27 protein-coding genes are annotated in these 24,283 nt (G+C 43.6%); 14 read left to right on the plus strand and 13 right to left on the minus strand.

What is annotated here, in order from left to right:
• The first annotated feature begins 10 nt into the window (after positions 1 to 10).
• From F551_RS0109755 to F551_RS0109765, 3 genes are read left to right on the plus strand one after another with little or no spacing between them, the layout of a single operon-like run.
• On the plus strand, positions 11 to 613 hold the full coding sequence (locus F551_RS0109755; RefSeq protein WP_018997322.1) for a Tim44/TimA family putative adaptor protein: 603 nt from the start codon (positions 11 to 13) through the stop codon (positions 611 to 613).
• Entirely contained in the window at positions 541 to 1,893 is a 1,353-nt protein-coding gene (gene mltA, locus F551_RS0109760) for a murein transglycosylase A (RefSeq protein ID WP_155825901.1), read from the plus strand. Before F551_RS0109755 ends, mltA begins: the two co-directional genes overlap by 73 nt.
• Positions 1,886 to 2,461 carry a Smr/MutS family protein gene (locus tag F551_RS0109765; RefSeq protein WP_018997324.1) on the plus strand — a complete coding sequence of 192 codons (576 nt, stop codon included), beginning with the start codon at positions 1,886 to 1,888 and terminating at the stop codon, positions 2,459 to 2,461. Before mltA ends, F551_RS0109765 begins: the two co-directional genes overlap by 8 nt.
• Positions 2,462 to 2,468: 7 nt before the next feature.
• On the opposite strand, the gene hisE is transcribed toward F551_RS0109765, so the two are convergent.
• The 7 genes from hisE to hisB form a co-directional block, all read right to left on the minus strand.
• A complete protein-coding gene (hisE, locus tag F551_RS0109770) occupies positions 2,469 to 2,822 on the minus strand; it encodes a phosphoribosyl-ATP diphosphatase (protein ID WP_018997325.1) in 354 nt (117 codons plus the stop codon).
• A gap of 15 nt (positions 2,823 to 2,837) precedes the next feature.
• The gene (hisF, locus tag F551_RS0109775; RefSeq protein ID WP_018997326.1) at positions 2,838 to 3,602 is read right to left on the minus strand and encodes an imidazole glycerol phosphate synthase subunit HisF; all 765 of its coding nucleotides are present in this window, start codon (positions 3,600 to 3,602) and stop codon (positions 2,838 to 2,840) included.
• Positions 3,603 to 3,704: 102 nt separating this feature from the next.
• Entirely contained in the window at positions 3,705 to 5,639 is a 1,935-nt protein-coding gene (locus F551_RS0109780) for an alpha/beta hydrolase family protein (protein ID WP_018997327.1), read from the minus strand.
• A gap of 115 nt (positions 5,640 to 5,754) precedes the next feature.
• Positions 5,755 to 6,168 carry an EVE domain-containing protein gene (locus F551_RS0109785; RefSeq protein WP_018997328.1) on the minus strand — a complete coding sequence of 138 codons (414 nt, stop codon included), beginning with the start codon at positions 6,166 to 6,168 and terminating at the stop codon, positions 5,755 to 5,757.
• A 2-nt stretch (positions 6,169 to 6,170) separates the two neighbouring features.
• Positions 6,171 to 6,899, minus strand: coding sequence for a 1-(5-phosphoribosyl)-5-[(5-phosphoribosylamino)methylideneamino]imidazole-4-carboxamide isomerase (gene hisA, locus F551_RS0109790; RefSeq protein ID WP_018997329.1), 729 nt, complete (start codon positions 6,897 to 6,899; stop codon positions 6,171 to 6,173).
• Positions 6,900 to 6,904: 5 nt separating this feature from the next.
• Complete coding sequence (hisH, locus tag F551_RS0109795; protein ID WP_018997330.1) at positions 6,905 to 7,546, minus strand: imidazole glycerol phosphate synthase subunit HisH; 642 nt, start codon at positions 7,544 to 7,546, stop codon at positions 6,905 to 6,907.
• A gap of 57 nt (positions 7,547 to 7,603) precedes the next feature.
• Positions 7,604 to 8,215 carry an imidazoleglycerol-phosphate dehydratase HisB gene (hisB, locus tag F551_RS0109800; RefSeq protein ID WP_018997331.1) on the minus strand — a complete coding sequence of 204 codons (612 nt, stop codon included), beginning with the start codon at positions 8,213 to 8,215 and terminating at the stop codon, positions 7,604 to 7,606.
• A 147-nt stretch (positions 8,216 to 8,362) separates the two neighbouring features.
• On the opposite strand from hisB, the gene F551_RS0109805 reads away from it, so the two are divergent.
• The 6 genes from F551_RS0109805 (at position 8,363) to F551_RS0109830 (ending at position 14,149) form a co-directional block, all read left to right on the plus strand.
• Positions 8,363 to 10,090, plus strand: coding sequence for a putative bifunctional diguanylate cyclase/phosphodiesterase (locus tag F551_RS0109805; protein WP_018997332.1), 1,728 nt, complete (start codon positions 8,363 to 8,365; stop codon positions 10,088 to 10,090).
• Between the two features lie 106 nt (positions 10,091 to 10,196).
• Positions 10,197 to 10,754: an ATP-dependent protease subunit HslV gene (gene hslV, locus F551_RS0109810; RefSeq protein ID WP_018997333.1), complete on the plus strand. Its 558-nt coding sequence runs from the start codon at positions 10,197 to 10,199 to the stop codon at positions 10,752 to 10,754.
• Positions 10,747 to 11,892, plus strand: coding sequence for a hypothetical protein (locus F551_RS0109815; protein WP_018997334.1), 1,146 nt, complete (start codon positions 10,747 to 10,749; stop codon positions 11,890 to 11,892). The genes hslV and F551_RS0109815 overlap by 8 nt, the downstream gene beginning before the upstream one ends.
• Before the next feature lie 11 nt (positions 11,893 to 11,903).
• Positions 11,904 to 13,211 carry an ATP-dependent protease ATPase subunit HslU gene (gene hslU, locus F551_RS0109820; protein WP_018997335.1) on the plus strand — a complete coding sequence of 436 codons (1,308 nt, stop codon included), beginning with the start codon at positions 11,904 to 11,906 and terminating at the stop codon, positions 13,209 to 13,211.
• A 6-nt stretch (positions 13,212 to 13,217) separates the two neighbouring features.
• On the plus strand, positions 13,218 to 13,706 hold the full coding sequence (locus F551_RS0109825; protein WP_233355234.1) for a hypothetical protein: 489 nt from the start codon (positions 13,218 to 13,220) through the stop codon (positions 13,704 to 13,706).
• A 20-nt stretch (positions 13,707 to 13,726) separates the two neighbouring features.
• Positions 13,727 to 14,149: a DUF2267 domain-containing protein gene (locus F551_RS0109830; RefSeq protein WP_018997337.1), complete on the plus strand. Its 423-nt coding sequence runs from the start codon at positions 13,727 to 13,729 to the stop codon at positions 14,147 to 14,149.
• 8 nt (positions 14,150 to 14,157) lie between these two features.
• Here F551_RS0109830 and F551_RS0109835 read toward each other — a convergent pair whose 3' ends face one another.
• Positions 14,158 to 14,757 carry an alpha-ketoglutarate-dependent dioxygenase AlkB gene (locus tag F551_RS0109835; RefSeq protein ID WP_018997338.1) on the minus strand — a complete coding sequence of 200 codons (600 nt, stop codon included), beginning with the start codon at positions 14,755 to 14,757 and terminating at the stop codon, positions 14,158 to 14,160.
• 219 nt (positions 14,758 to 14,976) lie between these two features.
• On the opposite strand from F551_RS0109835, the gene dnaK reads away from it, so the two are divergent.
• The 3 genes from dnaK (at position 14,977) to dapB (ending at position 19,072) form a co-directional block, all read left to right on the plus strand.
• Complete coding sequence (dnaK, locus tag F551_RS0109845; protein ID WP_018997340.1) at positions 14,977 to 16,896, plus strand: molecular chaperone DnaK; 1,920 nt, start codon at positions 14,977 to 14,979, stop codon at positions 16,894 to 16,896.
• Positions 16,897 to 17,092: 196 nt separating this feature from the next.
• The gene (dnaJ, locus tag F551_RS0109850; RefSeq protein WP_018997341.1) at positions 17,093 to 18,235 is read left to right on the plus strand and encodes a molecular chaperone DnaJ; all 1,143 of its coding nucleotides are present in this window, start codon (positions 17,093 to 17,095) and stop codon (positions 18,233 to 18,235) included.
• A 30-nt stretch (positions 18,236 to 18,265) separates the two neighbouring features.
• Positions 18,266 to 19,072 (plus strand): 4-hydroxy-tetrahydrodipicolinate reductase, encoded by an 807-nt coding sequence (gene dapB / locus F551_RS0109855; protein WP_018997342.1) that lies wholly within the window; start codon positions 18,266 to 18,268, stop codon positions 19,070 to 19,072.
• Positions 19,073 to 19,078: 6 nt separating this feature from the next.
• Here dapB and F551_RS0109860 read toward each other — a convergent pair whose 3' ends face one another.
• The 4 genes from F551_RS0109860 to F551_RS0109875 are packed head-to-tail and all read right to left on the minus strand — an operon-like array spanning position 19,079 to position 21,422.
• Entirely contained in the window at positions 19,079 to 19,978 is a 900-nt protein-coding gene (locus tag F551_RS0109860; protein ID WP_155825903.1) for a peptidylprolyl isomerase, read from the minus strand.
• A 2-nt stretch (positions 19,979 to 19,980) separates the two neighbouring features.
• Positions 19,981 to 20,448 (minus strand): lactoylglutathione lyase, encoded by a 468-nt coding sequence (locus F551_RS0109865; RefSeq protein WP_018997344.1) that lies wholly within the window; start codon positions 20,446 to 20,448, stop codon positions 19,981 to 19,983.
• A gap of 2 nt (positions 20,449 to 20,450) precedes the next feature.
• The gene (locus tag F551_RS0109870; protein WP_018997345.1) at positions 20,451 to 20,909 is read right to left on the minus strand and encodes a hypothetical protein; all 459 of its coding nucleotides are present in this window, start codon (positions 20,907 to 20,909) and stop codon (positions 20,451 to 20,453) included.
• Between the two features lie 27 nt (positions 20,910 to 20,936).
• Positions 20,937 to 21,422, minus strand: a complete 486-nt coding sequence (locus F551_RS0109875) for a DUF2244 domain-containing protein (protein WP_018997346.1) — start codon at positions 21,420 to 21,422, stop codon at positions 20,937 to 20,939.
• A 52-nt stretch (positions 21,423 to 21,474) separates the two neighbouring features.
• Here F551_RS0109875 and nth point away from each other — a divergent pair, with 52 nt between their 5' ends.
• Positions 21,475 to 22,224, plus strand: coding sequence for an endonuclease III (gene nth, locus F551_RS0109880; RefSeq protein WP_018997347.1), 750 nt, complete (start codon positions 21,475 to 21,477; stop codon positions 22,222 to 22,224).
• On the opposite strand, the gene F551_RS0109885 is transcribed toward nth, so the two are convergent.
• Positions 22,221 to 23,120, minus strand: a complete 900-nt coding sequence (locus F551_RS0109885; RefSeq protein ID WP_033404938.1) for an ATP-grasp domain-containing protein — start codon at positions 23,118 to 23,120, stop codon at positions 22,221 to 22,223. The two genes, nth and F551_RS0109885, sit on opposite strands and share 4 nt — an antisense overlap.
• 101 nt (positions 23,121 to 23,221) lie before the next feature.
• Here F551_RS0109885 and F551_RS0109890 point away from each other — a divergent pair, with 101 nt between their 5' ends.
• A complete protein-coding gene (locus tag F551_RS0109890) occupies positions 23,222 to 24,226 on the plus strand; it encodes an adenosine kinase (RefSeq protein ID WP_018997349.1) in 1,005 nt (334 codons plus the stop codon).
• Positions 24,227 to 24,283 lie beyond the last annotated feature (57 nt).

Raw genomic sequence — 24,283 nt, forward strand, 5'->3', positions numbered from 1 at the left:
AAGAACTGATATGGATATTGAACTCTTAATTTTCGCAGCCGTCGCATTTTTTGTGCTCTACAGGCTATATAATGTTCTCGGCACGAAAACTGGTGCTGAACCTCCGCCTTCAGTTGTTCGAGAAGCGACTCAAAATCGTAAAGATCGAGAAGAGACTGAAGAAGATAATGTTACTTCGTTCAGACCGACTTTTACCGGTCCGGGCGCAGATGCAATGGAAGCAATATCAAAAATTGATAATAGCTTTTCATCAGCAGATTTTACACGAAAATCTAAGAAAGCTTACGAAATGATCGTCGAGGCTTTCGCGGAAGGCGATAAATCAACATTATCAAATCTTCTAGCTGATGATGTTTATGAAGCATATGTTTCTGCGATAGATGCTAGAGAGCAAAGTGGAGCTGATCCTCTCCGTCTTATGAGACTTAAATCAGCTGAAATTGCTGATGCTGAACTTCTTGATGGTGATTTGGGACAAGTTTCTGTATCGTTTGAAGCGCAGCTTAGTGATGGTGAGAATTTAAGAACGGCAAAAGAGATATGGACTTTCGAACGCAGTCTAAAATCGTCAAATCCGGCTTGGCTTCTCGCAGGGGTTTCCGAAGCTTCCTAGGCAGTATTGTTTCTGTATTTGCAGTCACGGCTTATGGATGTGCGACAACAGATGTTTCTTCGCCAAAAGAAGCATCTGCTGAACCAGAGATTGTCACTACAATAACCGGACCTAATACTCCGGTAGAGATTGTAACAGGTGCTGGGTATTCTCTCATACCCAAAAACTTTTCTGAATTGCCTGCATGGCAATCAACTAATTTTTCTTCTGCCCGTTTGTCATTTTTAGCTAGTTGCAAAAAGTGGTCAAAACAGAACACCGAAAAACAATTATCGAAATCAGCACCTTATGGCGGAATTATATCTGATTGGATGGGTGCCTGTTTGGGTTTAAAAGCAGTGGTGGAACCAGATGCCATTGCAGATGTGTTTCAAACAGAATTCACTCCTTACCTTATTAAGCCAAAAAATGATTCTTCAAAACTAACCGGATATTTTGAACCTGAGCTGGAAGCAAAATATTCACCTCAAGGTAAATTTACTAAATCTGTTCCTGGTATTCCCGAAGATTTAGTCAGAGTTGATCCTTCTAAATTTGAGAAGAAGTTTTCCAGTGGAAAAGTATGGGGCCGCGTAAAAGATGGAGAATTGGAACTTTATCCAGACCGCAAAGATATTATTGATGATCCAAAGAAGGCGCTTGGCTTTGTAACACCAGGTGAACTTTTTTACTTACAAATTCAGGGGTCTGGTAGAATAAAATTTCCAGATGGTCGCGTAATTCGAGCTGCGTTTGCGGCTCACAATCACAAATCATTTGTATCAATCGCTCGGCATTTAATTGATTCAGGTCAAATTCAACCTCATCAAGCAGGCATGGGATCAATTTTAAAATGGATGGATGAAGTTGGACCGAAAAAAGCGCAGGATGCTATGAATGTAAATCCGCGTTATGTTTGGTTTACTCCACAAGAATTGTTAGATCCAAACAAAGGGCCCAATGGTGCGCAGGGTGTTGCGTTAACTCCAATGGCTTCGATGGCAGTTGATCCTCGGTATCATCCATACGGTGCCCCGATTTTTATTGATACACGCATCCCAAGCGAACCAGGAGACTGGAAAGGCACTGAATTTTCCAGTTTGGTAATTGCACAGGACACGGGTGGTGCGATTAAGGGTATTTTGCGAGGTGATTTGTTTTTTGGCTGGGGACATAAAGCAGGTGGCCGCGCTGCAAGTATGAATCATGATGTTGATATGTGGGTGTTATTGCCCAAAAGGTTAGCAGAAAAGATGGCTAACGCACAAATTCGTAAGAACTCCGAGATGTCAAATGGCTAAACGGCCAATTACGGATGCTGAAAAGCGTTTGTGGGAAAAAATAACCAAAACAGTCAATCCTCTGAAAGGCCCGGTTTCTGCACCAAAGGTTGATAATGAGGACTTCGGAAAGCTATTGGCATCACACACTCATTTGAACGTGCAGCCAAAAGCAATCGAAAAATTAAAAACCACAAAAGGTACTGTGACAGGCGTTCAACGCAAACTGCTAGACAGTATTCCGGAAAAGATTCCGCAAACACCATTGGAAAATAAAGAGACTGATCGCAAAGTAAGACGTGGCCAAACTTATGTTGATGCAACAATAGATTTACACGGTTTTACCCAGTCAGCAGCGCGTTCAGCATTGTCTGCATTTTTAATGCATCACAGATATGATGGTTCAAAATGCGTATTGGTTATTACTGGAAAAGGTAAAGCTGGAGGCGGCGTAATAAAAAGTCGCTTAGTCGATTGGTTGTCCCAGCCTGATATCCGTAAACATGTTAGTTCTTATTCAATCTCCCACCAAAAACATGGAGGAGAGGGGGCTTATTATGTGTTTCTTAGAAAACTTGAACGCTTATAATATTGGCTCAATTGTTTTTTCGGCTGTTTTTTTCAACAATGCCGGAAACACCCTGTCGTTTTGCCAGTGCTTCCCCGACTAAATCCAATGCAACGCCACGTGAACGTAATGCTACGAACAAGTGATAGAGAAGGTCAGCTGTTTCTGCGGCTACTTCCTCATCACTCTCAGAAGCTATAGCCAACACGGTTTCAACAGCTTCCTCACCTAGTTTTTTTGCGCATTTATGTGGACCAGCAGATAAAAGTTTCTCTGTGTATGATGGATCATTCCCAGATTTTCCATTCGCTCGGTCATCAATAGTTTCTGCAAGATGAGTAAGTGCACTTAGAAGTGAATTGGTCGGCATGAGATTAGCCATGGTGTAATCCTTCGCTTAGTCAGCCAATGGGCGCACAAATGCGCCGGCTTCGTTGAGTGCGTGTCTTGCATCAGCGATACTAGCTTCGCCAAAGTGAAAAATTGAAGCAGCTAAAACAGCGCTTGCTCCACCTTCCAAAATAGCGGGCGCTAAATGATCAACATGTCCAGCACCACCGGACGCGATAACCGGTATGGAAACTGCTTCAGTGATCCGTTTTAATAGTTCAATATCATAACCGGATTTTGTACCATCGCGATCCATTGAAGTTAGTAAGATCTCTCCGGCACCTTTAGTTTCGACGAGTTTAGCAAATTCGATTGCATCACGACCGGAGGATTTTTTTCCACCGTGAGTGAATACACCCCAACTATCGCCTTCTCGGCGGGCATCTATGGCAACAACAACAGCCTGCGCGCCCACTTTTAATGAACAAGCTTTAACGAGGTCAGGGTCTGCGACCGCAGCGGAATTTACGCCACATTTATCTGCGCCAGCTGAAAGTAATGTGACCATATCATCAGGAGATCGAACACCACCACCAACTGTAACAGGCATAAAACACTGATCTGCTGTGCGTTCTATCACGTCGAGCATAGAACCTCGACCTTCATTGGTTGCTGTTATATCGAGAAAACAAAGTTCGTCTGCGCCTTGTTCATCATAGGCTTTTGCGAGCGCGACCGGATCTCCTGCATCACGTAGATCAACGAAGTTTACACCTTTTACGGTGCGGCCATTTTTGACGTCGAGACATGGAATAATTCGATTTTTTAACATGCTCAATCGTTTAAGCTAGTGGCGCTTAAGGAGCAAGTTAGAATAAAAATAAAGCGCCCTTCATATACAAGGGCGCTTTGTCGATGAGCTATCTTTGCTGCTTTAGTTTGCAGGATTGTGTTTTGCAATGAAGCTATCAATTGCCTGTAAGGTCTCAAGACGTGTTTCACTGGTAGATAACCAATGATCACCACCTTTAACCTTCACAAATTCGACTTCTTTACCAGCCTTTTTAAGGGCGTTATTCATAACAGAACTTTGCCTAATTTTCACTACGGTGTCGTCATTTCCGTGAACGAGTAGAACGGGGGCTTTAAAAGCGTCAGCAAAATTAACAGGAGAGATGTCTTTCAATTTTTGTTTATGCTTTTTTGGGTCTCCAATCACTCGGTGCCAATATTCAACTACCCAGCTACCTCTTTGGTTTTCTCGTTTTTCTGTGGTTAGCAGTCTTGGGAGATCAGAAACCGGTGCGACGGCAATAACACATTTGTATAGATCTGGTGTGAATGCACCTCCTGCAAGTGCAGAATAGCCTCCATAGCTTGCGCCAACTATGCATATTCTATCAGAGTCAGAAAATCCGCCATCTATCAGTGCTTTGACGCCATCTGATACATCATCTTGCATGAGGCCTGCCCACTCCCCACGTCCTTGTTTCTTAAATTTCCAGCCAAATCCAGTAGATCCTCTAAAGTTAGGTTGTAGAACTAAATATCCGCGACTGGAAAAGTATTGGGCCAGCCAATCATAACTCAGTTGGTCATAGCTTTCTGGGCCACCATGAGGAAGAATGATTGTTGGAAGATTTTTCTGATTTTCTACATTTGCAGGCGTTGTAAGAACAGCTGGAATTTTTGTTCCGTCTTTTGCTTTGTACTCAATGGTTTGAGTATTTCCTATCCATTCACGTGGTATATCGACCGGTTGTCCCAACTTAGACAATTGTTCTGATCTTGGTTCGTAAAGGTAGAAGCCCCCAGATTCTTTACCACCCGACGCTTTGATGACAATTTTTGACCAATCATTAGTCCAATCAACAATACTGATTGCCAGAGTAGGGTAGGAATCTATTAGTTTCTGAATAGATTTATCGAGTTCTTCATCAAAAAACTTGTAACTCGGCCGCATCCCTGAATAACGAACGCCAAATACAAATCGATTTTGATCCTTTAAGGTTGAATCTATTTCAGCGTTGTCTTTGACGTGGAACGGGCCAGAAATTTCACCGTTCCAATCTAATTCGTAGATTCCTTCACCAGTGCCATCGGGGAGATCGTCAATCAAGATGAGAGCTGATTTATCTGCTTTTACGCCTACAAGATTAAATGGTCTTAACGGTGAATCAGATTTTGTGTAGATTTTTTCCCATTTGCCGGTTCGTTTTGTAAAAATGGAGTAGCGATCATCTTTTTGGTGGTGGTCTTCTCGTGCCAGTATGGTGCCGTCTCGGTCAACAAACCAATCAATGGTGGCATGTTTTCCTTTTGAAAAGACCCTCCCGCGTCCATTTTTAGGATCTACTGAGAATAGATGGTAATCGGGTGAGTCATCATATCTTGATCCAACATAGGCAGGCATCAATACTCGCCCTTTTTTTGTAAGATTTCCAATAATGTAACCAATGCCAGATTGTCCGGGGAACAAGCTTTCTTCGTTACGCAACAGCTGTCTTATTTTTTTGTCTTTAGTGTTGAAAGCAAAAGAACCTGTATATTCGATTTTTCCTCTATAACCAAAAATCTTCGTTGTTTCAGAAGCGGAAAGAACGGAAAATTGATCGTTTATGAAAGAAGTGTTGCGAGTTTTAAGGTTGGTTGTGTCAACTGCCTTGATATCGTCGCTATCTATCTCTTTTACAACAAAATACTCTTTTTCTTCTTGGCTTATAATGTAAGAAATTTTGTTCCCAGTGGGGGATATAGACAATCCTCTTATCTTGGGCAGTTCACCATAAGCTTCAATTGGTGGCATCGGCGTTTCTGCCAACGCGATAGAACTAGATATTAAAAAAAAATACAGAAGTAATGAGCGCATACTGTCCCCCGAAAAAATGCTTCGAAAACAGATTTGCACAAAGATTTCGGTTAAGTAAAGTCAATTGAAAAAAAACACGCTGTAAAAAATATTCAACTTTAAGATGATAACAAAATCATCGTTGGGATAATTCTAAAACTATTTTCCATTCAGCGTGAGTTACGGGTTGAACAGATAGGCGAGAGCTCTTTACGAGGGCCATGTTCGACAGACGTTCGTCAGTTTTTATTGTGCTCAACGTAACGGGTGAGGGGAGTGTATCGAGTGCTTTAATATCAACGCAGTCCCAGCGTTCATCGTCAGTAGTACTGTCTTGGTGCGCTTCAGCACATATTTCAATAATACCGACAATTTCTTTGGCTTTACCTGAATGATAGAAGAAGCCTTTGTCTCCCAGTTTCATTTCTCGCATGAAATTCCGGGCCTGATAATTACGAACTCCATCCCATTCTTCGCCTACATCACCTTTTGCCACTTGGTCTTCCCAAGACCAAGTTTCAGGTTCAGATTTGAAGAGCCAGTAATTCATGTTTATTCCGCCGCGATTTGGACCGCCTCAGCTGGGTCAATATCACCATCATACAATGCGCGGCCAAGAATTGAACCAAAGATGGCGTTTTTCCCGGTTCTGACCTTCAATGCGTTAATATCTTCAACGCCTTTTACACCACCAGATGCTATAACAGGGATATTCACTGTATCAGCAAGTGAACCAGTGAATTCCACATTTACACCTGTCTTCATACCATCGCGACCAATGTCAGTTGCAATGATTGCGCATACACCAGAATCCTCAAATTTCTTAGCAAGGTCGGCAGCGGCCATATCAGTTGTTTCCGCCCAACCTTCTACAGCCACCATGCCATTAATTGCATCTATGCCGACAGCGATTTTATTTGGAAATTCTTTAGCAGCAGATTTCACAAATTCGGGATCACGTACTGCAGCGGTTCCTAAGATTACTCTTGAAATACCGGCATTTATCCATCGTTCTATGCCAACCAAATCTCGAATACCCCCACCAAGCTGAACAGGTGATCGAGTAGCTGAAAGAATAGCTTTCACCGCTTCCTCATTTGTAGAGCGACCATCAAATGCACCATTTAGATCTACTACGTGAAGGTTTTTAAATCCCATCGCTTCAAATTTGGCCGCTTGATCGCCTGGATCATCATTAAACTTCGTTGATTGATCCATATCACCTTTAATGAGGCGAACACAGGCTCCATCTTTGAGATCTATTGCAGGGAATAGTTGCATGTATTTTACGGCTTCCATTTTAGAAAGTTGGCAAGCAATTTCTGACCAATTTTTTGACTTTTTTCCGGATGAAACTGCGTACCAAATATATTGTTGCGTGCCACAGCGGCGGTGAAGTCACCGCCATAGTTAAAATGGGCAACAGACTGTTGTGAGTCATCTGTTTCAAACACATATGAGTGAGTGAAATAGAGATGAGGATTTTCTCCCAGATCAGATAAAATGGGGTGGTTCAAATTTTGAATTTCATTCCAGCCCATGTGCGGGATGGCAAGTGAACTTGGTTCGGGTGTGATCCGTTTCACTGTGCCGGGGATCCAATTGAGGCCTAGCGTGTCACCGTCTTCCAGACCTATTGACGCCAAAAGTTGCATACCTACGCAGATACCCATAAATGGGGTGCCTTTTGCGATGACGGCTTGCGTTAAAGCGTCGTGTAGACCTTCACGTTTCAACAGCCCGTTCATACAGTCAGCATAATGACCAACACCCGGAAGGAAAATACAATCGGCTCTTTCAATGACATCTGGATTAGATGTTATATCAATTTGTAGGTCAATTTCAGCAAGTTTTGCTGCTTCAGCCAGCGCACGTGATGCCGAGCGGATATTGCCTGAACCATAATCTATGAGAGCAAGTGTTTTCATGTGGGCCTTCTAGCGTGACAAAGATGCTGATGTCACGCTTTGTGTATAGGATTTTTCCTACAGACTTCCTTTAGTGGATGCGGCTTGTCCGGCGAGTCTTGGATCATTTTCTCCAGCCATTCGAACGGCACGAGCGAGTGCTTTAAAGCAAGCTTCTGCGATATGGTGTGTGTTGACGCCATAAAGACATTCGATGTGAAGACATGCGCCGGAGCTCATGGCAAAAGCATGGAAAAATTCTTTGAACAATTCAGTATCAACTTCACCGACTTTGTCGCGAGTAAACTCAACTTTCCAGACAAGGTAGGGGCGGTTGCACAAATCGATACTGGCTCGGGCTAGGGTTTCATCCATCGGAATGTAGGCGTGACCAAAGCGCGTTATTCCCGTGAAACCGCCTGTTTCTTTTGTCAGTGCATCTTTAATTGCACCTCCGAGCACAATACCAACATCCTCCATTGTGTGGTGCATATCTATGTGTAGATCGCCCTTACATTTAACATCTAGATCGATGGCGGAGTGCTTGGCAAAACTTTCCAGCATGTGGTCAAAAAAACCAATTCCTGTGTCGATTTTGGATTTACCAACGCCGTCCACATTCACTTTTACTGTGATCTTGGTTTCCTTCGTTTCGCGAGATTTTTCCGCACTTCTTGGACTATCCGCCATTCAAAACTCCGGTTATCGTTAACAAAGTGATTACAACTAATAATTAGTTTGTAGCTTATTAGTGTAATTCTCTTAATATGTAGTGCAAATTGCCTTGTTTTTGGTTGATAAAAAGCACTTTTGACGGAGTAAATAAAGCAATAAGTGATGACATCAAACCAAAAGATTTCCTCAAAGCGTATTAAATTGCCGCTTCGCATAACGTTTGTGAGTGTTATTGCGTCTTTTCTTGCTGGTTTGGGTGTTCTTGTTTTTGAGATTGTGGTTGCTGGATTCCCTGCATCTGTATTCAATATAGTTGTGTGCATTTTAGTGACAATGCTGATTTCGTCGGCGATTGGTTATGTCACTTATCGTATTACTGAGAAATTATTAGGGCCTATAAACACTCTCGCAAAAGAAATACGGCGTCTGCGTCCCGGACAGGGAGATGGGCTAACGTCTTCGGTCAGAAAAGTATCTGATGAGTTAGCGGATGCTGTGCATGATATGACAGCTAAATATGATGCAATTATTCGTAAAACTTATCAGATGTCTATTTCAGATCCGCTGACGGGTTTGATAAATAGGGCTCACTTTTTAAAGAAAACAGAAGCATATATTCTTTCGGGAGGGGAGCGGACCGTAAGTGTCGTTATTGTGGACTTGGACAGATTTAGCCGGGTTAATGACAAATTTGGCCCCCAATTAGCCGACGAGTTGTTGGTAATGGTAGGTGCGCGGTTAAAAGCTTATCTATTGGAAGCTGACTCAGCTATGCGCCCTCTAGAGCAAATTGAAGAAGCGCCAAGTCTTTTGAGCCGTTTGGCCGCTGATACCTATGCAATTGTGATCCCTTATACTTCTCAAAAAGTCGTTGAAAAGATTGTTGAGTTCCTACGTTTTCAATTGGAAAAACCATTCACTCTTGATGGACGGTTAGTTGAGTTAACTGCAGCTTATGCGGCGGCTTCCGCACCACAAGATGCACCCAACGCTGTCGAACTAATGAAACAAGTAGATTTTTCACTAAAAACGTCAAAACATGCGAAATTCAAAGGGCTTCGCTTTTATGATTCTTCGATGCAAGAGTCGGCACAAAGAAATCTCACCTTAGAGGACGATATCCGACGGGGAATTGAAAACAAAGAATTTATTCCTGTTTTTCAGCCCAAAATAGAGTTGGAAACGGGCGTGGTCATTGGGGCTGAAGCTTTGGCACGTTGGCGTAGACCAGATGGTGCGGTAGTTTCTCCCGGCGTCTTTGTACCAAAAGCAGAGGAATTGGGACTAATTCCTAAAATGGGTGAGAATATCCTTCGTGAAGCATGTATTGAAGCTGCAAAATGGGATTTCAATGGACACAAGCCACGTTTGGCGGTGAATGTGTCTCCGTTACAGTTTGAAGATCCAAATTTTGTGGACATGGTCAATGATGTTCTTACCGAGTCTAGATTGCCTGCAAAACAATTGGAATTAGAACTTACCGAGACCGCGGCGGTTGATAATCCAGAGCGTGTTGCCAAAATTATGCGACCTTTGCGTGCCAAAGGAGTTCGTTTTGCAATTGATGACTTTGGAACAGGACATTCTAACTTCACGACCGTGACGCGATTGCCGTTTGATGTGTTTAAGATCGACCAACAATTCGTCCGCGCCCATGGCACTGACCCACATGCTCCAGCTATCATTGAGATGATTTTAGCGATGGCAGAAGCGCTAGGGCAGGAGACTGTGGCAGAGGGTGTTGAAACACGTGAACACTATGAGTTTTTGCGACGTCGTGCTTGCACCATCGGGCAAGGGTATTTCTTTTCTCCACCTTTACCCGCGCATGAATTTGAGAGTTTTGTGCACCATTGGCGTTCGCCTGAACTCACCAAGAAACTAGCGTAGGCGGTTTCTTACCACTTTTCTTGAAAACTGATTTTTTTATAAAAATCCTTGATCCTGCCTGATTCAACGTTCACCTATAAGGGAGAATAGAATTCAGGAGACCTTTATGACGCAAGATACTTCCCCACAAAGCTGGCACAGCACAACAATTTTAGCTGTTCGTAAGCCAGGCAAGGTGGTGATTATCGGTGATGGACAAGTGTCCATGGGCAATACAGTGATGAAGGGTAATGCACGCAAAGTTCGCCGTATTGGTGAAGGTGGTAATATTATCGCTGGATTTGCCGGAGCAACCGCTGATGCTTTTACTTTGTTTGAAAGGCTTGAACAGAAACTTGAGCGTTTTCCAGGTCAATTGCAACGCGCAGCTGTTGAACTCGCAAAGGACTGGCGAACAGATAAATATCTCCAAAAACTCGAAGCGCTTTTGATTGTAGCTGATAAACATACGACACTTGTCCTGACTGGTATGGGGGATGTGCTCGAACCTGAGCATGATGTCGTCGCAATTGGCTCAGGTGGAAATTACGCTTTGTCAGCTGCTCGAGCAATTTTTGAATATGAAGAAGATGCTGAAGTACTCGGCCGAAAAGCTATGGAAGTAGCGGCAGATGTATGTGTCTTCACCAATGAAAACTTTGTTGTGGAGACTTTAGATGTCTGAACGTGATGCCCTTAACCAGGCAATCAAAGATGGAGTTTTAACGGCCGAACAAGGTGAAAAACTCCAAGGTTATCTGGCCAAGGGCGGGGATCCATATGGTCCCGAAGATGCTGAAAATTTGAGTTTTTTAGCGTCGTTCAATGATATCTTTCTCACATTCGGCATCATGATTTTAATGTCGGGTGCGACTTTATTTTTGGGTTGGACCCTTAAAAGCATTATGCCTTGGACATTGCTTGGTCCTGTACTGGCATTGGTGATGGCGTCATTAGCGTGGTTGATGGCAGAGTATTTTGCTACACGCCGTCGATTGCTGCTTCCCTCTATGGGATTAGCATTGGTTTTCTACTTTATGGTTGGAAGTGGAGTAGGCGCGCTTTTAACGAAACTGCTTTTAGACAATGCTGGCGATGTAATGTTGCAGGCTGCTCAAAATGGAAAGCAACAAGAAGACATTCCTGAAATCATGTTCGGGAAGATGTTTGATAACGGATATCTTTCAATTATAGCAGGTTCTGTGGCAGCTCTAGCCTTTTACATTCGTTTCCGTTTGCCATTTGCATTGTTTCTGATTGCAGTATCCGGTGCATTATTATTCTACACTTTCACTTTCCAAAATAATGGATTTAACCTTTCTGCCATTGGGGCAGGAGCAGTGTTTTTTGTTGGTCTTGTAACGCTTGCTTTTGCGATGTTCTTTGATGCAAGAGATCCGGCTAGACGCACCATTCAATCTGACAACGCTTTTTGGCTGCATTTGGCAGCAGCGCCGCAAATCATGTTGGGCATGCGCTTTATGATCATTGGAGATTCTGTTGAATCTGAAAGCGGATCGTCTGTAATGATGTTGATTGCTCTTTTGGGGGTGGGGATCTTATCCCTTGCACTCAATCGACGAGCCTTGATCTTTTCGGGCCTGATCACATTTACATTGGTCGTATTCTCACTAGTTGGAAATTCTGGTTTGTCCGGCGTGGAAGTCGTTGCGCTGCCTCTTCTAATTGTAGGAGGAAGCGTTGTTTTATTGGGAGCAGGTTGGAAAACAGCTCGCAATATGGTTTTAAAGTTTTTTCCAGAAGACGGGATATGGGGCCGTCTATTTCCCCCAGAACATGTGCTTAGCGGCAAGAATAAATAATAAGGGCTAAGATGACTGAATTTTCTCCTCGTGAAATTGTTTCCGAGCTGGATCGTTTTATTGTTGGACAAGCAGATGCAAAACGCGCGGTTGCTTTGGCATTGCGAAACCGTTGGCGCCGCAAGCAGTTGGATGCGGACCTTCGTGAAGAAGTAACACCAAAAAACATTCTTATGATTGGGCCGACAGGTGTTGGTAAGACCGAGATATCGCGTCGTTTAGCCAAGTTAGCTCAAGCGCCTTTCATCAAGGTTGAGGCCACGAAATTCACCGAAGTTGGATATGTGGGTCGTGATGTAGAACAGATCGTACGTGATCTTGTTGAAGCTGCAATAACAATGGTGAAAGAAGAAAAACGTAAGGGAGTTCGCGCACGCGCTGAGGCGGCCGCTGAATCTCGTGTTCTTGATGCGTTGGTTGGACCGGATGCAAAAGAGAGCACACGTGAATCTTTCCAAACAAAACTACGTTCAGGCCAGCTTGATGACAAAGAAATAGAGATTGATATCTCTGATAATGCTTCACCGATGCAATCCATGGAAATACCAGGCCAACCTGGCGCAAGCATGGGCATGTTAAATCTGGGTGATCTGCTCGGCAAAGGATTTGGTGGTCGCACAAAATCCGTCAAATTGACTGTAAAAGATGCCTATCGTCCATTGATTGATGAAGAGTCTGATAAACTAGTTGATGAAGAAGCCATCACGCGTGACGCTATCAAATTGGTTGAAGAAGAGGGCATCGTCTTCCTAGATGAGATTGATAAAGTTGCAGCCCGCCAAGAATCAGGTGGAGCAGGGGTATCTCGTGAAGGAGTGCAGCGTGATCTCCTTCCGTTGATCGAAGGTACGACAGTGTCCACAAAGCATGGTGCTGTGAAAACAGATTATATACTGTTCATTGCGTCAGGTGCTTTCCATGTTTCTAAACCATCTGACCTATTGCCAGAGCTTCAAGGGCGTTTGCCAATTCGTGTGGAATTGCGCGGTCTGACTGAAGAAGATTTCCGCCGCATTCTCACAGAACCAGAAGCAAGCTTGATCAAGCAATATGTTGCTTTGATTGGTGCAGAAGGCATGACGCTCGAATTTGAAGATGGCGCAATAGATGAAATTGCCAAATTGTCAGTTCAGGTGAATGACACTGTTGAGAATATAGGTGCACGTCGATTACACACCGTGTTGGAACGTTTGCTAGAAGAGATTTCATTCACAGCGCCTGATCGCAATGGTGAAAGCTTTACAGTCACCGCAGACTATGTTCGCGAAAAAGTCGGCGGTTATGCCGGTGATGCTGATCTGTCTAAGTACATATTGTAGAGAATTATGATGCCAACTGAAGTGTTTGAATTTAGAGCAAGTCGGTTGGGATCATTTCTAATTTTAATTGGGTCCGTTGTGTTTGCTGCAGCGGGCCTTATTTTATGGTATCAACCTGACGCACCATATGATTTACGTTTGTGGATGGGATTATTCGGCATTGGTGCGGCATGTGTGTTCTTTGTGGTGCTGTATCGTCTGGTTGTTGGTCCTGTCATGGTGAGAGTGTCGCCCGAAGGTTTGTTCATTAAAAATTATGATGCAACCATTCCGTGGGAGGCGTTGGAAACAGTTCGGTTAGTGATGATTGAAAATCGCGGAGAGATGCTGGAGTTAGTTCCAAAAGCACCGCTGCATTCAACCTTAGCAACTGGAAAATTTGCACTTGGAAAACAAGTAAATAACCTAGCTGGATTGCCAGATTATGCTTATTCGATGACAGGCATTCGCGGCACTAATCAAGATTTGATGCGGGCGATTTCTGTTTATATTTGAATTGAGTAGGGGATAAAGTTGTGCCAAAGCCTTTAGAATATACACATGCAGGAACATATTTTTCAAAATTTATGAATGATGCTCAAAAAGCGCTAAATGCTCCAACAAGTAATGTGACTTACACAGCTGTGCAGTCTGTTTTTATGGTGTTTCGTAGAAGACTTACATTGAAGCAATCCATTTTGTTCGCTTCGGCATTACCAGTAATTTTAAGAGCATTGTATATTCAAGATTGGGATACCAACGAAGAGATACTTAAGTTTTCGAATATGACAGCGTTAAATAATGAGGCTTTGTCCCTGAGAAAACATCATAATTTTTCTCCAGAAAACACGATTGAAATTGTAGCAGACGTTTTAAAACGACACGTCGATGAAGACGTGTTTAAGAAGCGCCTTAAGGAAATTTCCCAAGACGCTTACAATTTTTGGGTACCAGATTAGTTATTCAATTATACGTTAACTCGTCTAAGCGTTAAATTCAGCCTTCCACCCTTTTTTAGCAGGGTAGAACTGCCTCCATATATATGATCTATACCGTGATAGGCGAGACGGGATTGGCCGCCTAAGACAACCACATCTCCCGAATGTAATTTGAACGATTGTGTTGGATCTTTTCGATTGAGACCACCAATTCGAAAACGAGCTGTATCTCCCAATGATATAGAGACAACAGGCGCTGCTAGGTCTTCCTCATCATTGTCGACATGCAGACCCATTTTGGCTCCGGAGTTATAATAATTTACCAAACAAGCATGTGGAGGATTTTTATATTGCGAAATGTCCTCCCATATGCTCATTAGGGGCCGCGGAATGCTTGGCCATGTTTTTTTTGTGGTTGGATGTGTTTTTTCATAACGATATCCAGTACCATCAGAGACCCAGCCAAGTTCTCCGAAATTCGTCATTTTTACACTGAAAGGATTATTGCTTCTGGGCATTCTGGGAGTAAAAAAGGGATTATTTTTCATATGGTTACGGATATCATCGACCAGCTCTTCCTGAGCTTGTCTGTTTAGATATTCAGGTAGGTATTGAAACCCGTCCAACATGTGTTTAATAACCCGCGCTAATAACCTTCATAACGAAAATGTGAGTTTGCCTATTGAGCCTGAAGATTTGAACCCCATATGGGCTTACAAGCCTGGCTTTTTTAATATAAAGGAGCCGAGTTCAATTTTTTAGGGGACCGCCTGAACCAGGCGCCGCAAGTTAGGGCCTATATCGGGCAAGGGCGGCCGCCAATATCTAAGGAATGAGAGAGACTAAATATGGGAAAAATTATCGGGATCGACCTCGGTACAACTAACTCTTGTGTAGCTGTAATGGATGGCACAAGTGCAAAAGTAATCGAAAACGCTGAAGGTGCACGCACAACACCATCTGTTGTAGCTTTCCGCGAAGACGGCGAGCGCATGATCGGTTTGCCAGCTGTACGTCAGGCTGTGATGAACTCAGAGCAGACTTTCTACGCAATTAAGCGTTTGATCGGTCGCCAGTTCTCGGACCCGACAGTGGCTAAAGACCAAGAAATGTCACCATTTAAGATCGTTAAAGGTCCAAATGGAGATGCTTGGGTTAAAGGTCGCGATAAAGATTACGCCCCTCAAGAGATTTCAGCTTTCATTCTTCAGAAGATGAAAGAAACAGCAGAAGATTTCCTTGGTGAGAAAGTTACTGAAGCTGTTATTACTGTTCCAGCCTACTTTAACGATGCTCAGCGTCAGGCAACAAAAGATGCCGGTAAAATTGCTGGTCTAGATGTTAAACGTATCATCAACGAGCCAACGGCTGCTGCGCTAGCATATGGTCTTGAAAAGTCTGAAGGTAAGACAATTGCTGTGTACGACCTTGGTGGTGGTACTTTCGATGTTTCCATCCTTGAAATTGGCGATGGTGTATTTGAAGTTCTTTCAACAAACGGTGACACATTCCTAGGTGGTGAAGACTTTGACCTTCGCATCGTAGATTACCTTGCTGAAGAATTCCAAAAAGACAAAGGCATCGACCTTAAAGCTGACAAGCAAGCGCTTCAGCGTTTGAAAGAAGAAGCAGAAAAAGCCAAGAAAGAGCTTTCAACATCTGCATCTTACGAAGTGAACTTGCCGTTTATTTCTATGAGTGCCGCCGGTCCTGAGCACCTGAACTTGAAACTTACTCGCGCAAAATTTGAAAGCCTTGTGGCAGACCTTGTTAAGCGCACAATCGAGCCTTGTAAGAAAGCTCTGGCAGACGCTGGAAAATCTGCAGCCGACATCGATGATGTTGTGCTTGTGGGTGGTATGACACGTATGCCAAAAGTGCAGGAAGAAGTTGAGAAGTTCTTCGGTAAAGCGCCTCACAAAGGTGTAAACCCAGATGAAGTTGTTGCGATTGGTGCGGCAATTCAGGCTGGTGTTCTTCAAGGTGACGTTAAAGATGTTGTTCTTCTCGATGTAACACCGCTTTCACTAGGTATTGAAACTCTTGGTGGTGTGTTCACGCGTCTGATCGACCGTAACACAACAATTCCAACTAAGAAGTCTCAGACATTCTCTACAGCTGAAGACAATCAGGCTGCTGTGACTATTCGCGTTCTTCAAGGTGAGCGTGAGATGGCTGCGGACAACAAAGTATTGGGTAACTTCAACCTTGAAGGTATCCCACCTGCACCGCGCGGAATGCCACAAATTGAAGTGACTTTCGATATTGATGCAAACGGTATTGTGTCTGTGTCTGCGAAAGATAAAGCAACAGGCAAAGAGCAGCAAATTACTATTCAGGCTGATGGTGGTCTTTCTGACGACGATATCCAAAACATGGTAAAAGATGCCGAAGCAAATGCTGAAGCAGATAAAGCTGCGCGTGAAGCTGTTGAAGCTAAAAACAATGGTGAGTCTCTCATCGATGGCACAAACAAGCAGCTTGAAGAGCATGGTGAAAGCATTCCAGCTGAAGTCAAAGCTGAAATTGAAGCTGCTCGCGATGCATTGAAAGCTGCTCTGGAAACAGACGATACAGCTGAAATTCAAGCTAAGACACAATCATTGACTGAAGCTGCAATGAAAATGGGTGAAGCCATTTATGCTGCTGCTCAAGAAGGTCAGGCTCACGCTGACGCTGCTCAAGATGCTGCGGCTGATTCAGATGCGGCAGACGATGATGTTGTCGACGCTGAGTTTGAAGAAGTTGATGGCGACAAGAAAGACTAGGTTTAAGACCTGATCTAATGTTTCATGAAGGCTGCGGTGCTAATAGCTCGCAGCCTTTGTGGCATTAAATGATTATCGTGAAAAATGGAATGCAGTTTGCAGACCTTGTCATAGGTGATCAGCGTCCCAACATAAGATATGACTTTGACTAGCGGTAAATAGCCCGCCTTACTGCTTTACAGGAAATGAACTGCGTATGAGCGATACTTGTTATTATGAACTTCTAGGCGTCTCCAGAGACGTTGACGAGAAAGCACTTAAATCTGCCTTCCGTAAGAAGGCTATGAAGTATCACCCTGATCGCAATCCAGATGATGCGACAGCGGAAGCAAAGTTTAAAGAAGTTTCTTCTGCGTACGAATGTCTTTCCGACCCTCAAAAGCGAGCTGCTTATAACCAATACGGTCGTGCTGGATATGAACAAGCTGGTATGGGCGCAGCCGGCGGCGGTGGCGGTTTTGGTGGTCAACGACCTGAAGATGTGTTCGGCGATATTTTTGCAGACTTTTTTGGTGGTCGACAAGGCGGACGCAGAGGAGGTCCTGCTCGAGGATCAGACCTGCGTTATGATTATGAGATTTCGTTGGAAGAAGCTTTCGAAGGCAAACAGGCTGAGATTGAAATCCCTACGACTGAAGAATGTAATTCATGTGAAGGGTCTGGTGCGGCTGAAGGATATTCCCCAGAGACATGTACGACATGTGGTGGAGCAGGGCGCGTGCGTGCCCAGCAAGGCTTTTTCACTATGGAACGTACCTGCGGAACATGTCAGGGCCGCGGAACGATAATCAAAAAGCCGTGTAAAAAATGTAGTGGACGCGGACACATCCATGCGCAGCGTAAGTTAAACATCAATATTCCAGCCGGAATTGAAGATGGTCAACGTATTCGCTTGCAGGGTGAAGGTGAAGCGGGTGATATGGGTGGCCCGAAAGGTGATCTGTACATCTTCGTCAGCATTGAAGAACATGAATTGTTTGAACGCGATGGCCCAAACCTTTATGCTCGTGCACCTGTTCCATTCTGTAAGGCTGCATTGGGCGGCGATATTGAAATGCCGACTATTGGTGGAAACCTTGCGCGTATTTCCATTCCAGAAGGCGCTCAAACGGGTAAAAGAATGCGGTTAAAAGGCAAAGGGATGCCTTCTCTTCGTTCTGGCCAAGCTGGTGATCTTTACGTTGAGCTATTTGTGGAAACGCCGCGCAATCTCACAAGTAAACAAAAAGAACTGCTACGCGAGTTTTCTGAATCTTGTGGTGAAAACACAAACCCTGAGCATCAAGGCTTTATTAGCCGCGTAAAAAGCTTTTTTGATGCTTCTGCAGAAGCTGAATAAATAATAAAAATACAAAGCAGGAAGTGTCTCATGACTTTAAAAATTGCCATTGCCGGTGTTGCGGGCCGTATGGGGCAGTCTCTTGTGCGAGCTTGTGAAACTGTAGATAATTGTGAAATTATCGGTGGTACAGAGCGCCCTGGCTCAGAAGCACTAGGCAAGGATATTGGAAATGTTGCTGGGCTGCAGCCGAGTGGGGTTGAGATTGTGCAATCTCCTGCCGAAGCAGCAAAGAATGCTGATATATGGATCGATTTTACTGCACCCATCCCAACACTTGCAGCAATGACAGCGCTGGACATGACAGGTGTGAAAGCTGTTATTATTGGTACTACCGGATTCAACGAGGCTGAAGAGAAAGCTCTTCAAGAATTTTCCAAGCGCTTTTCCATAGTTAAAGCAGGCAATTTCTCATTAGGAGTTACCATGTTGACTGCACTGGTAGAACGCGCCGCTGCAAGCCTTGGTGATGATTGGGATATAGAAGTTTTAGAAACGCATCATCGTCGTAAAGTAGATGCACCATCAGGTACTGCTCTGATGTTGGGTGAAGCAGCTGCTGATGGCCGAGGAACACCTCTAAAAGACCTACAAACACCCCCATATGATGGGATTACAGGTGAAAGAGAAACAGGAAAGATAGGTTTTTCTGTTCGTCGTGCAGGTGGTGTAATAGGCGACCATGAGGTGTTGTTTGGTTCTGATGAAGAATTAATTTCTCTTCGTCACACCGCACTAGACCGTAATGTTTTTGCTAAAGGTGCTATTAAGGCAGGGCAGTGGGCTGTCCAGCAATCACCAGGATATTATTCCATACGCGATGTGCTGGACCTTTAGCTCAAGTTAAAAGTCGGCGATTTCTGTAGGCACATCCACATCACAAACATCTACGATTTGTGGTGGTGTGAAAAAGAAGAATGGATCTGACTTTACACGGCTCGAATTTATCACATTCATGAAGGCTTGCTTTTCTGTGCGCATGACTTCGTATTTTGGTTGTTCGTTTTCAGGCAGTTCAGAAGCAAGTTTTACAGATATAATTTGATCGCCTTTGTCTGGCGCTTGTATGACTCCACCAGCAACATTTTTATCACCGCGCTTAAGCTTTTGTATAAATTGCATTCCCGAAATGACTCGGCCGAACGTGGTCATATTGCGATCTAAATAACGTTGCGCATCCAAAACTATATAGAAATCGGTTCCACCAGTGTTTCTGTCTTCGCCACGGGCCATAGCTAAGGCCCCAGGGCAATGTAGCAACCATTTTGACTCGTTTTTAATGTCCATTCCGATAGCGAAACCATTAAGGAATCCGACTTCTTCAGCGAACAAATCTTTGTTTCCTAAAGGCATAATGACATCTTCTTCGAGAAGAGGCTGTTCTTGTTCAATTTCCAAAGGAGGCCATTTATCGTCTTTTGTGTTAATGCCGCCCTGAGCAACAAAGCCGTCAATAACACGATAAAATTCTTTGCCATTATAAGCTCGGGCCTTCACCATGTCCTGAAACCTTTTGACGTGACCAGGCGCAAATTCAGGATTTAGCTCAATAACAACGTCACCGTATTTTGTGGTGAGTATCACAAGGTTTTCAGGTTCGATTTTGCGCCAATCATCGCCTTTAAGGCCGGCTTCAATGCTTATGGGTTGGCTTTCCAACTTAGGGACGATCTTTGTTTTTTCCTCCGCGCATGCTGTGAGTCCAAATGCGAGAGAAGCAGCCAAAAGTGTGTGCTTGAACATGTTTACCATTCCCCGATATTTTCAGCAGATGCCCAAGGTTCGATAGGCGTAAGGGCTTCGCCTTTTTGAAGTAATTCAATGGAGATGTTATCGGGTGATCTAACAAAAGCCATTCGCCCATCGCGAGGAGGGCGGTTAATTATTACGCCCATATCAGACAGTTTCTGACAAGCCGCATAAATGTCTTCAACTTCATAGGCGAGGTGCCCGAAATTTCTTCCGCCATCATATGATTGTTTGTCCCAATTATAGGTGAGTTCCAATGCTGGAAGACCGGGCAATAAACCATTCTCTGGCAAACCACCTGCAGCCTCGACATCTTGAGGCGTAGCAAGGAATATTAAGGTAAAACGGCCCGCTTCAATGTCACGTCTGTCTACTTGGATGAGACCAAGTCCATCACAATAAAAATTTAGGCTCGCATCGATATCTTCAACGCGAACCATTGTATGCAAAAATCGAATGCTCATAATTATTGCTGACCTTGTGTTTGGATCTGAATTTCTTCATCTAGGGACTTGGGGCGATTATGATGATGCAGACGTGCGGTAATAGCGGCTATCCCCACAATGCCTATTACGCATAAAATCGAAACACCAAACAACCATGGTGCATGACCTTCATCGAGGTCTTCCATTCTACCGGAAATATTCCAGACATTATTCCAAAGCCATGTTGCGATGAAGAAAAAGGTTGGAAGACAAATTACAGCCGTCAATGCTCCTACAAAATTGAGTATCTGTCCGCGTACACTATTTGCGCGTTTATAGGCTTCCACAAATGCTGTTTCTCCGAGTTTTGCTATCGGAGCTTCATTGAGTTTACGAGCATTGAAAATCTCGACTGCGTCTTTTTCTATTGTTTTGTATTTATAGAAAATCAGTGCGGCCCAAAAGGCGAAGATTAAAGCAAGGGAGATAAACAGTGTCACAATTCTTACCGTAGTTTTGAATGAATTTTAGATGTATCGCTCTGCACGCGCAGAATGAAGGGCCTTGTTCAATGACGATACAAATGCGGTGCGTTCGTTTGGTGTGAGAAACTTGCCTATAGCATACGCTTTACCTGAGCTTGAAAGATGAATGTAAGTATTGTCATCGTTTTCTTGGTCGAGGCTTACATTTGCAAATGCAGTAGGCAATGAAACTTTTGATTCTTTTCCGTTGGGATCAATATGACGAATTTTCAGTTTGTCGGACGTAACTTGAACAAAAGTCTTTTGGGATAAGGATTTGTTGTTTGCGCGAAACACAAGCCACAAAATCAATAGATCCAACATCAGGAACCCTAAGATAATAAAAAAGCCGTGAGGTAAGAAAGCAAAGCTTGGAATTAAGCCTAGCGCCGTCAATAGAATTATCAATTGAGTGAAACCCTTATTAGAGAGGGATCTTGAAGGCCTTAGTTCAGCATCCATGTAGAGGTTTTCGTCTAAGTCATTCATATCGTTTTAAGTGTTCAAACTTTGAATTTTCTATAGTTATGGCTTGCCTTTGATGGCCGGTGCAAATCATATTGCAGACTGTTTCAACAATCTAGGCCAGTTTTTGATGACCTCCAACTCCAAGTCAGCACCATCAAAGAAAAAACGGGTGTCCAAGCCGCGGACGCGATTGAAGAGCGATGATATATTGGAAATGTTTGTAAAACTTGCTGATGATCGGCCAAATCCAGAAACTGAACTCGAGTATAATTCACCATTCACTTTAGTTGTTGCCGTTGCTTTATCAGCTCAAGCTACGGATGTTGGGGTAAACAAGGCAACGCGTGTCTTGTTCGCTATTGCAGATACGCCAAAAGCTATGCTCGATCTTGGTGAAGAAGGGGTGGCTGAACGCATAAAAACGATTGGTCTTTGGCGAAACAAAGCTAAAAATGTCATTGCTTTGTCTAAAATGATTATCGATGATTTTGGCGGCGAAGTACCTCAGACACGTGAAGAATTAGTCAAACTTCCAGGTGTGGGACGCAAAACTGCGAATGTCGTGCTCAATGAAGTTTTTGGTCAACCCACAATAGCTGTCGACACGCATATTTTCCGAGTGTCCAACCGCACTGGTTTGGCTCCCGGTAAAAACCCAGACCAAGTGGAAGACTTACTTGAACGGGTGGTCCCAGAAAGCTTCAAAAAGGGGGCGCATCATTGGCTTATCTTACATGGCCGTTACATATGTTTGGCGCGCAAACCAAAGTGCGAAAAGTGCGTCATTTATGACTTGTGTAAATTCAAAGAGAAAACAGCCTAGCTTGATGCTCTTTTAATCAGAGCATCTGCATACAGCATGCTCATATTGGGTCCCTCTACAGGATATAGGTAGGGCTCAATGAGTTCGACTTCCATAAGCAATAGACTTTCTTCCGGCCCACGAATGACATCTATACGTGCATAAAGCGGTGTTTCAAATGGAAGGAATGACAATATTTTTTGGGCAGCTTGAATGTCGGAATCGGAAGGGGAGATTTTTTCTTCATAACCGCCATAAGTGCCTTGAATACGATAGTCACCCGTTTTGGCGCGTTTTAACAATGCATGAGAAAACTCACCATCTATGAATATAAAAGAGTACTCACCCTCCGTTTGGATGGATGGCATAAAAGGTTGCAACATTGCAGGTTTATCAAGCAACACTCCGTCAGGAATTTCATCACCCTTTTTGTATAGTGATTGCTCAAAAGCGCCGGCCCCAACTTGCCTTTTAATCACTACTCCTTGCGTGTCGTGTGATTTGAAAACAGCTTCGACATCATTTTTGGTTGGATTATCAATCCAAGAAGTAGGAATTGTAGCAGCTCCTAATTCAGTCAATTCCCGAAGATAGGTTTTTGTTACATTCCACTTTACAATGTCAGATGAGTTGAACAGCTTTAAGCCAGCATTTTCGATTTCTTCCAGTTTCGAGATGAACTCATCCTGATAGTTTTGGTAATTCCAAGGTGTCCCCAAAACTATTCCATCGGCCTGAGCCATATCGGAAAGGGGGGCTTTCCAATCCAAAGCTATCAATGAATGACCGCGTGCTTCTAACGCTTCTTTCAAACCACCAAATTGAGCTTCAAACTCTTTTTCAAAGTTGAGTTGTCTGGATAATGGGTTGTTCGCACTCGGGAGCGTGATCTCACATGCCAAAAAAATAAAATTCAATGTCAAATCTCCCAAATAACCAAACTTCACCTTGTGGACAGCTTTACTTGGCATATAACAAGCGAAAATCTTTGCAAGCCTGATAATAATTGGAGTTATTTATGTCGAACACGCGCTTTGATGTCATCGCTTTAGGAAACGCTATTATGGATGTCATTGCGAGTGTGGATGATCAGTTTTTGACGGAAAACGACATTGCCAAAGCTCGCATGAACCTCATTGATCAGGAGCGGTGTGACTTTCTTTATAATGTATTGCCAGTGGACAAAGTTGAAACATCTGGTGGATCTGCAGGAAACACGATAGCCGGTCTTTTAAGCTTTGGTGCAAAAGCTGCGTTTATGGGTAAAGTTGCAGATGATGAAATTGGACAAGCCTATGTAAACGACATGGAGAATATCGGAGCAACATTCTCGGGTAGTCCACTGAAAACTGGTGTAGCCACAGCACGGAGCATGATTGCCGTGACACCCGATGGTGAACGTTCAATGAATACGTTTCTGGGAGCATCCACTGAGTTTACTGCAGAAGATGTAGATTCAGATCTCATTTCAAACTCAGAATGGCTTTATTTAGAGGGCTATTTGTTCGATAAACCAGCTGCTAAATCAGCGTTTATTCGTGCATCGGAAATTGCGAAGAAATCTGGCCGTAAAGTCGCTGTCACCTTGTCGGATGTATTTTGTGTAGAGCGACACCGCGAAGCTTTTCGCGACCTTGTAAAAAACTATGTAGACTTGGTGTTTGCAAATGAAGAAGAGTTATTGGCTCTTTATGAAGTGCAACAGTTCGATGTGGCCGCTGATTTGTTGAAAAAAGAAACTGAATTTGCCGCCATTACAAGATCAGCCAAAGGTTCTGTCATAATCGAGAATGAAACTCGTATGAACATACCTACCAAACCTATTGAAAAGGTGGTTGATGCTACTGGAGCAGGGGATGCATATGCAGGCGGTTTCTTTTTTGGACTAAGCCAAGGACTCAATTTGGATACATGTGCTCGACTTGGTCATTTGGCTGCGAGTGAAGTGATTTCTCATTATGGCCCGCGTCCTGAAGCTGATCTCAAAGACATGGCAATAAAAGCCGGGTTGATTCAAGCATGAAGAAAAGCTTGATTTCACAAACTTGTCTTTGTTTTCCTACCAAATCAGTCTTATAGT

Source organism: Hirschia maritima DSM 19733 (assembly GCF_000378345.1).
Lineage (GTDB): Bacteria > Pseudomonadota > Alphaproteobacteria > Caulobacterales > Hyphomonadaceae > Hirschia > Hirschia maritima.